This window comes from Burkholderia sp. SIMBA_051 (assembly GCF_046534915.1).
Lineage (GTDB): Bacteria > Pseudomonadota > Gammaproteobacteria > Burkholderiales > Burkholderiaceae > Burkholderia > Burkholderia ambifaria.
Genome location: NZ_JAWRXS010000008.1, coordinates 296,986 through 308,982 on the forward strand (window position 1 = coordinate 296,986; position 11,997 = coordinate 308,982).

The window sequence follows — 11,997 nt, forward strand, 5'->3', positions numbered from 1 at the left end:
GCATCGTCGCGACAGCGACACGCACCCCGACGACGACATGGACAAATTCTCCGCGCTGCGCGCGTTCGTTGAAGTAGCGGAAGCCGGCGGCTTCTCCAGCGCAGGGCGCCGGCTCGATCTCGCCGCTTCGTCGGTGGTGCGCGCGGTGGACGCGCTCGAGGCATCGCTCGGCACCGTGCTGCTGAACCGCACCACGCGACAGGTCACGTTGTCCGATGCCGGCGCCGTCTACTATGCACGGGCGAAGCAGCTGCTCGAGGCGCTCGCGGAAGCCGATGCACTCGTCGCCGATCGCGGCGACGAACCGTCCGGACCGCTGCGGGTGTCCGTGCCGGTCGCATACGGCATGCACCGCATCGCACCGCACGTCGGCGCATTCCTCGCACGCTATCCCAGGCTCGATCTCGATCTGCAACTCACCGACGCACGCGTCGATCTCGTCACCAGCCGGATCGACGTCGCGATCCGGCTCGGCGAAGCCGCGCCGTCCGCGGAGGTCGTCGCGCGGCAGCTCGGCACGTTCCGGCGGTATGTCGTGGCGAGCCCCGACTATCTCGATGCGCACGGCACGCCATCGATGCCGGGTGAGCTGGTCGATCATGGATGCCTGCGCTTTCACTTCGGTGGCGATCAGCAAGCGTGGTCGTTCGTCGATGCGCACGGCGCGACGAAGGTGCTCGTCACGGGGCGACTGAAATCGAACCACAGCGAAGTGTTGCGCGCCGCCGCGCTCGATGGCGGCGGCATCGCGCTGCTGCCCGACTGGCTGGTCGATGCCGACGTCCGGGCGGGCCGCCTGCGCAGGCTCTTCGAACAGTACGACGTCGTGCCCGACGCGGCACGCTCGGTCGTCACCGCGCTCTACCTGCCGAATCAGCGCGGCTCGAAGCGCGTCACCGCGTTCATCGATTTTGTCGAGGCGCTGGCTCGCACGCCGTGCTGAATCGCACGGCATGCGGTGTTACCAGCCGAACTTCGCCTCCATGCCGACATAGTCGGCATTGCGCGCGCCGAGCGCGCGAATCGAATCGGCGACCTGGAAGTGCACGGCTTCGACGGCAAGCGCGACGTTTGCATTGACGAGCCAGTCCACGCGGGCCTGCGCATACATGCCGGTCCACGCACTGCCCTTGCCGGCCGTGCCGGGCACCGCCGACATCCCTTGCCCGTAGATCGCGTCGGCCGTCGTCGCGCGCCACTGGAAGCCGACCGCGGTCATGACCGTCACGTTGCTGGCCGGCTTGAACGTCAGCGACGGCTTCACGTGAATCAGGTTGCTGTAGCCGGTGTAGCCGGCGAGCGTGAAGTAATAGCCGTTCGGGAACAGCGGGTTGAAGGTGCCCATGCGCCCGTCGCCCGGATGCCTGTCGCCCGATGCGCCGTCGAATTGAATGCCGATGCGCGGCGTGCCGGCCGTTTTGAACGTGTAGCCTGCGAGCGTGCCGAAGGCCCACGCGCCGATCGTGTCAGGTCCGATGTGCCCCGTCTGGAGCATCGCCTCGGCGTCCCAGTCGAATTGCCCCGATTTGCCCGCGTAGCGCATGTCGAACACGTCGCGCCGTTCGGTGCCGGCGCCGGCGAGATAGCGCGCATTGTCGCGCGTATAGCGCGACCAGTACGCGGACAGGTCGCCCGGACCGGTGCCGCTGCGCTCGACGCGCACGCCGTCGAATCTCAGGTGCCGGTTTGACACGTCGTCGAACACCGCGTCGTTGCGGTATTGCACCGGGCGCGTCACGTAGCCGATCAGCCGCCATTTACCGATTTCGTAATTGGCCCACAGCGCGTCGAACGCCTGACGCACGTTCGGCCCGTCGCGCACCGACACGAACCGCTGCAAGTCGAATGCCATCTCCTGCCGGCCGATGCGCGTCTTGAAGGTGCCGCCGCCCAGCTGATCGACATACGCGACGAACGCCTGTTCGATGTCGAGCTGATCGCGATCGACCACCCCGACCGTATCCTTGCCGAACGGCCGGGAATCGACGAGCTGGAAGAACGCCTGGAAATGCCCGGCATAGCGCAGATCCGCGTGCACGTTCGCACGCTGGATCACGTAATTGTCGTCATGCGCGGCGCCCAGCCCGAACAGCGGCGCATTGTTCAGCTCGAAGCGCTCGCGCAGGTTCGCGCCGAGCGACAGGTAGGTCGACGGATCGCCGCCCAGCGGGATGTACTTCAACGCGTCGAGCGGCTTGCGCGGCACGCACGGATTCGCGAGTACCGACCAGTCTTCCTGCCAGCGATTGAACAGCACCGTGGGCCGCTTCGCGGTGCACGACGTGCCGGCGGCGGGGGCCGCGGCCGTGGCGGGGGCCGGGTCCGACGATGCGTCGGCCCCGGCCGCCGTACCGGCGTACGTCGCGGCGCCCGCCGCCAGCATGGCGGTCGGCAGGACGCCCCGCCACGCACGTTGCGTCGACCGATGTCCCATTACTTCGACCGCGCGTGGATCTCGGCGACATAGCCGCCGGGGAACTGCACGAGCGCCGCGTCGCGGCCGTCCGACGTAAATGTCGGCACCAGCACGGTCACGCCGGCCGCCTGCGCCTGCTTCAGCGTGGCGGCGAGATCGGTCACTTCGTAGCCCGTCATCTCGCGGCCGAACGGGTAAGGCAGGCGGCCATCCGTCGCGAGCACCGTCATCTTGCCGAAGCCCGATTCGATGCGGATGCGGCGGTACGTATCGTTCGGCCGGCCGATCTCGACGCCCGGCGCATGGCGCACGTCCGACACGACCTTGCCGCGCGAGAACGCGACGAAATCGCGCACCAGCTTGTTCGCGCTTTCCGGCGACACGTACACGCGGTTTTCCGGCACCGTCTGCAGCGCATCGTAATGCGGCGCTTCGGTATGCCAGTACAGTTGCATGTTCACACCGCCCGGCCAGCGGATGATCGCATCGCGGCCGATCGGGTCCGGGAACGTGTCGACGATCACGTCCGCGCCGTGCGCGCGCGCCGACTTCACCGCGACGTCCATGTCGGTGACGAGATAACCGGTGCGTTCCTCGCAGAACGGATACGGAATCGGCGTCTTGAAGCCGAACACCGACACCGTGCCGACCGGCGTGAGCACGAGCTGCGACATCGTCTGGCTCGGCGTCGGCGTGACCTGGAACACACCCTGCTTCGACTTCTTGCCGCCGAACGTCGCGACGAAGCTGTCGGTAAAGCGGTCGAAATCTTCCGGCGCGACGCACACGTGCGTGGTGTCGTACTGCGGGCCGACCGTGACGGCCGGTACACGCCCGGATGCGGACTCGACCAGACGGGTCGTATCGGCGTGGGCCGGCGCGTTCGCCAGCAAGGCGCCGAATACGGCCGTCGTCAGCAATACCTGTCGCAACTTCAGTGCAATCATCGAGTTCTCCTTGAGCTTGCCGACAGGCATGCTGCCCGTGTGGCGGTTCGAAACAGACTAGTGAAGGCGGGCCTGAATGTCATGGCGGCATCCTGAATTGTTCTGAATAGGCCGCGCGGGCTGCGCAACCTCCTCGATAACGCCCGCCGTCACGCCGGAACCGGCAAACCCAGCCGCCAGCTCAGATTGCCGCGCGCACGCGCCTCGCAGCGCGTGTAGAAGAAATCGGTCAGATAAATGCGCGGGCGTTCGAGCAGCCCGCGCAGGATCGCACGTTCAAGACGGTCGTAAGCGCGGTCGTCGAGATCCGGGCGCTCGGCGCGCAGGCGCCGCCCGTCTTCGCGAAACCGGCTGCGAGACGCACCGAGCACGGCCAGATCGATGTCGCACACGAAACGGGTATCCGGTTCCGCGGCAAGGCCTGCGTGGTTGGTCGCGCGAATCATCGCGCAGACGAGGTCGCACGCGCGGATGCGTCCATCCGCCTGGCGCCGGAACCAGTCGGCGCTACGCTGCTCGTTATCCTGCGCGCCAGGGACGAAGATCACGTCATGGAACCAGAGCGCGAGTTCGACCGCCTCCGGTTCGGGAATCGCGCCGCGCGCGAGGTCGAGATGGCGCAAGCAGCGCCGTACATGCAACAGCGTATGGTAATGGCGCGCCGGCTCCGCATAGCACCGCGCCAGCATGCGATAGACATCCTCGGCACGTGCGCCGCCGCAGCATGACCACAACGCAACGAATCGCGCCTGCGTCCGGTTCACGTTCGCTCCTTGGCGCGGGGCGCCCGCGCACGATCGCCCCAGGCCGACATTAGCGCGATGCGCTCAGAAAAATTCCCTGCGAATGTCGATGCTGGACCGCTGGCCGATGTTGCCGTAATGATGCGCGAGCCACGCGTCCGCTTCGCGCCGCCCGTGGTCGCGCAGCTCGCTCAGGAATCCCCAGTCCGCGTTGTACTTGCTCGAGACGCTCAATGCGCTCAGCGCATCGTCCGCGCGAATCGAATGGATCAGCATTTCCTTCATGTCGCCGCGCTTGACCGTGCCGTCCCGGATCAGGTCGGTGACGAACGCGATGGCGCGCATTTCGCGCATCAGCGACGAGTTGAAACTGATCTCGCTGATACGGTTGAGAATTTCCGCGGCCGTGATCGGTACACCGCGGCGCACGAGCGGATTGATGTGCACGATCACGACGTCGCGCGTCGCGCAGTTGTAGATCAGCGGATAGATGGCCGGATTGCCCATGTAGCCGCCATCCCAGTAGTACTCGCCATCGATCGACACCGCCTGGAACAGGGTCGGCACGCATGCCGACGCAAGCACTGCGTCGGCGCTGACATCCTCGCCCGTGAAGATGCGGATCTTCCCGGTCTCGACGTTGGTGGCGCTCAGGTACAACCGGATCGGACAGTGCTTGCGCAGCGCGTCGAAGTCGACCCGGCGCTCGAGCACCTCGCGCAGCGGATTCAGGTTGTTCGGATTGAACTGATAGGGCGAGAAAATGCGCAGCATCATGTCGGCGAACGCATAAATCGGCGAATGATCGAGCCCGAAGCTGTGCGTGCCCTTCAGCCACGGCGCCCAGCGCAGCGGGTTGTAGTGCTCCGCCGATTTCGCGACGGCCTCCCAGAAGTCGTGCAGCGCCTGACGCGCACCGTCCTCGCCGCCCTGCAGCAGTCCGTACGCGAGTACCGTGGCGTTCATCGCGCCGGCGCTGGTGGCGCTGACGCCCTCGATGTCGAGCCTGCCGTCTTCGATCAGCCGGTCGAGCACGCCCCACGTGAAGGCGCCGTGCATCCCGCCGCCCTGCAACGCCAGCGCGACCGGTTTGCGCGGGACATCGCGGTGACGTCTTGTATGCGTGATTGTCATGCCCGTCTCCTCAAGCAGCGGCGGGGCGCGCGCGGCACGCGGTCACACGATGCGTCGTCGTGCGCCGCGGCCCTGTTCATCCCGCGCGCGCGCCCAATGCATCCAGCAGCGTTTTGGCCTCTCGCAGGTCACTCGTGTCGAAGCCTTCCGTGAACCACGCGTACACCTCGGACAGCGCGTGCGTCGCCTCCACGGTCTTTCCCTGTCGTTGCAACAGCTTGGCGAGGTCGGACGCCGCCCGCAATTCCAGCGCCCTGGCACCCTGCTGGCGCGCCCGCGCGATCGCCTTGTGAAGGCAATCGATGGCTTCGTCGTCGCGTTCGGGTGCCGCGCCTTCGTTCCCCGCACCGTCCGCCAGATAGATTCCGGTGAGCCGGTACACCTCGGCCTCGTAGCAATGCTCGCCGGATTGCTCGACGATCGCCCTCGCCTCTTCGAGCATGCCCAGTGCCGAGCGCTTGTCGCCCGCGCGCCAGTAACTGTCGGCGAGCAACGCGAGCGAATAAGGACGCTGGTCCTCGCCGCCGGCTGCCCGCTGGGCGTCGAGGCCCTGCCGCATCTGCGCGATGCCGTCCGCGATGTTTCCCTGCGCGCTCATCGCCCAGCCTCGCAGCACCGTTCCCCATGCGAGCCAGTACGGCAACCCGTGCTCGGTCGATACGGCGATGACCGCGTCCGCGCGCTCGGCGGCCAGCAGCGGCTCGCGCCGCAGTTGGTGCAAGTGCGCGGTGTAGGTCAGGCTGAACGCGAGCGAAGGCCCGTAAGAAAGGCTCCGCGCGAGCGCCAGTGCCTCGACGCTGCAGTCGAGCGCCTGGTCGGGATACCCCTGAATCCACAGGGTCAGCACGAGGAAACTGAGCGCCCGGATGCCGGGATCCACGCCGTGCGCGAATACGTGCGCCTGATGCTGCTCCGGGTCGTAGATCGCCCGGGCCTGCTCCAGATGCGTGCGAGCCGCAGCGAATTCGCCCTGCAGAAAGAAGCACGACCCCAGCGCGCTATGTGCCTCGATGAGGAAGCCCGGATCGTTCGCGTCCCGGGCCGTTTCGAGCATCTGCTTGCCCAGCTCGGTCGCGAGCGCATACTCGCCGCGCACCACGTGATGCATCCGCAATCCCAGCTGCGTCGCGAAGCGCGGCGATGCCTCGCCGGTCCGCTCGCACAGCTCGAGCGCACGCGTATAGACTGCGCCCACCTCGGTCGCGCCATACCCGCGCACGTCCATCAGGACCGGCCCCAGCGAAAGCAGCAGCGTCAGTTCCCAATGCGCGCGCACGGGTGTGTCGGGCAAGCCCTTCAGCAACGCCAGCGCCGCGCCGAGATGATTCATTGCATCGTGATGGGCGGCATGGCGCAACGCCTGCTGGGCCGCGCGATGCAGGTATTCGACCGCCTTCGGAATGTTGCCGCTCTGGCTGTAGTGGTGCGCAAGCTCGCTGCAGTAATCGGCGATGCGCGTCGGGAACAGCATCTCGATCGCCTGCGCGGTGCGTTCGTGCAGCGTGGTCCGCCGCTCCGTGAGCAACGAGCGCCCGGCCACTTCCTGGGTCAGCGCGTGCTTGAACGAATAATTGACTTCGGGGAAGGCGGGACGCTCGTAGATGAACTCCGCCGCTTCCAGATGCGCGAGCAGGCGCCGCAGTTCGTCGTCCCGTGCCGGTGCCTCGCCGCAAATGCGCCGGATCAGGCTGAACGGAAACTCGTGGCCGATCACGGCGAGCGCCTGCAGCAGTTCCTTTTCGTCGAGCGGCAGCCGGTCGATCCGCGCAGCCAGCACGCCCTGCACGGTGGTCGGTATGTGCAGCGTCGCCGGTGTCTCATCGATCCGATAATGCCCGGCCTCGCCGAGCAGCGACTTCTCCTCGACGAGCGTCTGGACCACTTCCTCCATGAAGAACGGATTGCCCTCCGTCTTCTCCAGAATGAGCTGCTTCAGCGGCACGAGCGAGCGATCCTCGCCGAGCAGCGCCGTGAGCAGCCCCTGCGCATCCGACGGGCCCAGCGGTTCGAGCCGCAGCGTGCTCCAGTGCGCCGCGCCGGCCCACGCGGGCCGATACTCGGGCCGGTAGTTCACCAGCAGCAGGATGCGCGCGTCCGGCACGTGGTCGATCAGGTACGTGAGGAAGGCTTCCGTTTCGCGGTCGAGCCATTGCAGATCCTCGAACAGCAGATGGAGCGGCTGATTCCGGCTCTCGCGCACGAGCAGTTGCCTGATTGCGTCGAAGGTGCGCTCGCGCCGGATCTGCGGATCCATCTCGGCGAGCACCGGGCTGCCTTCGCCGATGCCCAGCAGATAGAGGACGTACGGCACGAGGTCCTCGAAACTGCGCTCGAGCGTAAGCGCCTTGCCGATGACCTTTTCCCGGCAGCGCCGCTCGTCGTCCTGGGTCGTGATCTGGAAATAATTCTTCAGGAGTTCGATGAGCGGCAGATTCGGAAACGCCTTGCCGTGCGATACCGAGAACGTCTCCAGCACCAGCGCGCCGCGCCGCGAACGCTCCTTGAACTCGTGGAACAGGCGCGACTTGCCGACGCCGGCTTCCCCCACCACGCCGACCACGCGTCCGTGCCCGGCCCGCATGGTGTCCAGCGCGCGGTTCAGGTGCTCCATTTCCGTTTCGCGGCCGACAAACCGCGCGAGGCCGCGGTGCGCCGCCAGTTGCAGGCGCGTGCGCAACGCGCCCAGGCCGAGCACCTCGTAGACGCACAGCGGCGCGGGAATGCCCTTGAGTTGCGTCGCGCCCAGCGCCTTGAATTCGAAATAGCCCTCGGCCAGCTTGTGGGTCGATTCGCTGACGAGAATCGACGTCGGCGCCGCGATGCCCTCGATCCGCGACGCGATGTGGATCGTATGCCCGAGCGGATCGTACTCGGTGTGCAAGTCGTCGGTGCGGATCGACCGGACGACGACCTCGCCCGTGTGAACGCCGACGCGAATCTGCAGAGGAATGCCTTCCTGCAGACGAATGCGGTCGCCATGCTGACGCATCGCCTGCTGCATGCGCAACGCGGCGAAGAGCGCGCGCTGCGCATGGTCTTCGTGGGCGATCGGTGCGCCGAACAGCGCGAGGATGCCGTCGCCGAGCGATTTCGCTACGTACCCTTCGTAGTAATGGACCGCCTCCATCATCAGCTCGACCACAGGGACGATCAGGCGATGCGCCACTTCGGGATCGAGGTCGTGGATCAACGCGGTCGATCCCGCCATGTCGGCAAACAGCGCGGTCACGGTCTTGCGCTCGCCGGCGGGCTCGCCGCGCGCTTCCATCGCCGCGTGTTCGGCACGGATCCGCTCGGCAAGATGATCCGGCGTGTAATGAACGGGGGTTGGCGGTGGCTCCGGCTGTGATGGCCGGGAAGGCGGCGGCGCCGCAGCGGTCGTCTCGAGCGACGCTCCGCAATTGCTGCAGAAGCGGGCCGCGGGATCGGCGTCATGTCCGCATTGCGGGCACGTGCGGGACAGCACGGCCTGACATTCCTGGCAGAACTTCGCACCGGGAGGATTCTCGGACCCGCATAGTGTGCAGCGCATAAAACCCTCTCTTCCTGCCAAGGGTCGACCTCAAAACATTATGCGCCACTCTCCGCGGGTATTCAGGGCCAACCGGCACCAGTTAACCCTACATCTTCCCCGCCAGATGGAACCGCGATGCCGGATGCCACAGCCTCACCGACGTGGCGACCTGCTCGCCGACCCACGTGCGACGCCGCAATAGCAGGCACGGTTCGCCGATCTCCATGACGAGATGCCGACGCACCTGCGCATTCGGCTTCTCCGCGTAGATCCGGAACTCCGCGCGCTGGATCGGCGCGAGCCGCACCATGTAGTGATTCGGCGTCTCGAGCGTGAAATCCTGCTCCAGGTAGTCGGGAAACAAGGCCGGGTTCACGTAGCGATCCTCGAACTGGATCGGCTCGTCCTCCTCGTAATGCACGATGCGCGAATGAAACACGGGCCCCGTGCGAAGCGCCAGCGCCTCGATCGCTTCCGGCTCGACGCTGCGCTCGAGCAGCAACACGCGCGCGCTGTGCCGATGACCGCGTTCCGCAATCTCGTCCGCGATGTTGCGGATCTCCAGCACCGTCGATTCGTAATGCCGGCGCTCGACGAACGTGCCGGCGCCCTGGATGCGCGTCAGCACGCGCTCGGTGGTCAGCTCGCGCAGCGCGCGCGACACCGTCATCCGTGCGACGCCGAACTCCTTGACCAGCTCGGCCTCGGTTGGAATCGCGCCGCCCGGCTTCCAGTCGCCCTTCGCGATCCGCTCGACGACGTAGCGCTTGATCTGCTGGTACGCCGGCAGCGCGCGTGCGGGCACGTCGTCGCCCGACGTGCCCGCCCGACGCGCCGGTGTGTATCGTTCCGTTTCGTTCATGCGCCCTCGACCGATTGAAGGTTGGATGCCCCGCCGCCCATCGCCCGTTACCCTCGCACCGCTACAGCACGGACGGCGGCACGCCCGCGACGATCCCGGCCGCGATCGCGATGTCGTCGGCAAGCGGCCGGTCGTCGTGATACGCGGGCACACGTTCGCGCACCTGTCGCCACAGCGCGTCGGTCGACGCGGCACGCGCCGCGCCGCTCGCCTGCAAATCGTAGGCCTGCGCGGCGGCCAGCAGCTCGATCGCGAGCACGCGCGTCGTATTCTCGATGATGTCGAGCGCCTTCAGCGCGGCAGGCGTCGCGTGGCACAGATGATCTTCCTGCAGCCCCGACGTAATGCCGCCGTCGAGGCTCGCCGGCGCCGCGAGTCGCTGATTCTGCGCGACCAGCGCGACCGCCGTGTACTGCGCGATCATGAAGCCCGAACACGTGCCGCCGGGCGCCGCGAGAAACGCCGGCAACCCGCTCACGAGCGGATTGACGAGGCGGTCCAGACGCCGCTCGGCAATGGCCGCCACCTGCGCCATCGCGGCCGCGAGGCTGTCCATCGCAAGCGCGATGCCCGCGCCGACCGCATGCGCCTGCGAATGAACGACCGGTGCGTCGCGCGTACCGGCGACGATCGGATTGTCGGTGACGGACGCGAGTTCGCGGTCGACGACTTCCGCCGTCACCGCGAACACGTCGCGCGCCGCGCCGTGCACGTGCGGAATCGTGCGCAGGCTGAGCGGATCCTGCGTATGCCGGCCGCTCGCCGCGCCGAGCATCGGGCTGTCGGCGAGCATCGCCCGCAGGCGCGCGCCGACGTGCCCGATGCCGGGCGAAATCCGCAGCGCGAGCGACGCCGGGTCGAACGCGGCGAGCTGTCCGCCGAGATTCTCGAAGCTCGCCGCCGCGATCCAGTCGGCCCAGTCGAGCAGCCGCTCCGCGCGCGCCAGCGCGAACGCGGCGAGCCCCGTCACGCACGGCGTGCCGTTGACCAGGCTCAGCCCTTCTTTCGCACCGAGCGCGAGCGGTTCGCGACCGATGCGGCGCAGTGCCTCGTCGCCGCGTATGCGCTCGCCGCGATGGCGCGCATGACCCTGCCCGATGCAGACGAGCGCGACGTGCGCCATGTGCGTCAGGTAGCCGACCGAACCGTGCGCCGGCACCTCGGGCAGGCAATCGTGTTCGAGCAGCGCGACGAGCTGTTCGACGACCTCGGCACGCACGCCGGAATGCCCATGCGCGAAGTTGTTGATCGCCGCCGCGATGATCGCGCGCGTTTCGGGCGCGCCGAGCGGCATGCCGACGCCGACCGCGTGGCTCATCAGGATGTTGCGCGACAGCGTGCTCTGCTGGGCCGGCGACACGATCACGTCGCACAGCGCGCCGACGCCGGTATTGACGCCGTACGCGCGAATCCCGCGCGCGACGATCTCGTCGACGAGATCGCGCGCCGCGGCGATCCGCCCGCGCGCATCGTCGGTCAACGCCAGCGGTTCGCCGGCCGCGACGGCCGCAATCTGCCGCCAGTCGAGCGGCCGTGCAGAACGGAATACGGTCATGACGTCCTCAATTCGCGGCGCGGTCGTGATGGCTCGACACGAACTGGCGGAAGCGTTCCGAACATTGGCCGCCGAACAGCGCGTCGGGCGGCCCGTCCGAATCGACCTCGCCCTGATGCAGGAACATCACGCGATTCGACACGTGCCGCGCGAAGCCCATCTCGTGCGTGACGACCAGCATGGTGCGCCCTTCCTCCGCGAGCGAGCGCATCACGCGCAGCACTTCGCCGACCAGCTCCGGGTCGAGCGCCGACGTCGGTTCGTCGAACAGCATCACCTTCGGATGCATCGCGAGCGCCCGGGCGATCGCGACGCGCTGCTGCTGGCCGCCCGACAGGTGCGCCGGATAGTAGCCGCGCTTGTCCGCGAGGCCGACGCGCGCGAGCAGCGCCTCGGCTTCCTCGACCGCTTCCGCGCGGCTGCGCTTGAGCACGCGCAGCGGCCCTTCGACGAGATTGTCGAGCACCGTCATGTGCGACCACAGGTTGAAGTTCTGGAACACCATCCCGAGCTGCGAGCGGATGCGATCGACCTGCCGCCGGTCGCCCGGCTGCAGCTTGCCGTCGCGTGCGCGCTTCATCTTCAGTTCTTCGCCGGCAAGCGCGACGGAGCCGTCGTCGGGCGTTTCGAGCAGGTTCAGGCAGCGCAGGAAAGTGCTCTTGCCCGAGCCGCTCGCGCCGAGGATCGAGATGACGTCGCCTTCGTGCGCGTCGAGCGAGATACCCTTCAGCACGTGATGATCGCCAAACGACTTGTGGATGTTCTTGACCGACAGCGCAACGGGAGCAGCGGTGTTCATCGGATTCTCCGGGAAAGGACGGGGATG

At 67.3% G+C, this 11,997-nt stretch carries 9 protein-coding genes; 1 reads left to right on the forward strand and 8 read right to left on the reverse strand.

Annotation, left to right across the window (positions count from 1 at the left end; translation table 11 throughout):
* The first annotated feature begins 37 nt into the window (after positions 1-37).
* Entirely contained in the window at positions 38-943 is a 906-nt protein-coding gene (locus tag SB771_RS21615; protein WP_175662453.1) for a LysR family transcriptional regulator, read from the forward strand.
* A gap of 18 nt (positions 944-961) precedes the next feature.
* On the opposite strand, the gene SB771_RS21620 is transcribed toward SB771_RS21615, so the two are convergent.
* The 8 genes from SB771_RS21620 to SB771_RS21655 all read right to left on the reverse strand — a co-directional run bounded on the left by SB771_RS21620 (position 962) and on the right by SB771_RS21655 (position 11,970).
* Positions 962-2,434: an alginate export family protein gene (locus SB771_RS21620; RefSeq protein ID WP_175662452.1), complete on the reverse strand. Its 1,473-nt coding sequence runs from the start codon at positions 2,432-2,434 to the stop codon at positions 962-964.
* On the reverse strand, positions 2,434-3,363 hold the full coding sequence (locus SB771_RS21625; RefSeq protein ID WP_175662451.1) for a glyoxalase: 930 nt from the start codon (positions 3,361-3,363) through the stop codon (positions 2,434-2,436). Before SB771_RS21625 ends, SB771_RS21620 begins: the two co-directional genes overlap by 1 nt.
* Before the next feature lie 149 nt (positions 3,364-3,512).
* Complete coding sequence (locus SB771_RS21630) at positions 3,513-4,052, reverse strand: hypothetical protein (RefSeq protein ID WP_175662474.1); 540 nt, start codon at positions 4,050-4,052, stop codon at positions 3,513-3,515.
* Positions 4,053-4,190: 138 nt separating this feature from the next.
* Complete coding sequence (locus tag SB771_RS21635; protein WP_011660726.1) at positions 4,191-5,240, reverse strand: patatin-like phospholipase family protein; 1,050 nt, start codon at positions 5,238-5,240, stop codon at positions 4,191-4,193.
* Positions 5,241-5,316: 76 nt separating this feature from the next.
* Positions 5,317-8,772: an adenylate/guanylate cyclase domain-containing protein gene (locus SB771_RS21640; protein ID WP_175662450.1), complete on the reverse strand. Its 3,456-nt coding sequence runs from the start codon at positions 8,770-8,772 to the stop codon at positions 5,317-5,319.
* 88 nt (positions 8,773-8,860) lie between these two features.
* Positions 8,861-9,616: a histidine utilization repressor gene (gene hutC / locus SB771_RS21645; RefSeq protein ID WP_011660728.1), complete on the reverse strand. Its 756-nt coding sequence runs from the start codon at positions 9,614-9,616 to the stop codon at positions 8,861-8,863.
* Between the two features lie 61 nt (positions 9,617-9,677).
* Entirely contained in the window at positions 9,678-11,171 is a 1,494-nt protein-coding gene (gene hutH / locus SB771_RS21650) for a histidine ammonia-lyase (RefSeq protein ID WP_175662449.1), read from the reverse strand.
* Positions 11,172-11,178: 7 nt separating this feature from the next.
* Complete coding sequence (locus SB771_RS21655; protein WP_011660730.1) at positions 11,179-11,970, reverse strand: ABC transporter ATP-binding protein; 792 nt, start codon at positions 11,968-11,970, stop codon at positions 11,179-11,181.
* Positions 11,971-11,997: the final 27 nt, after the last annotated feature.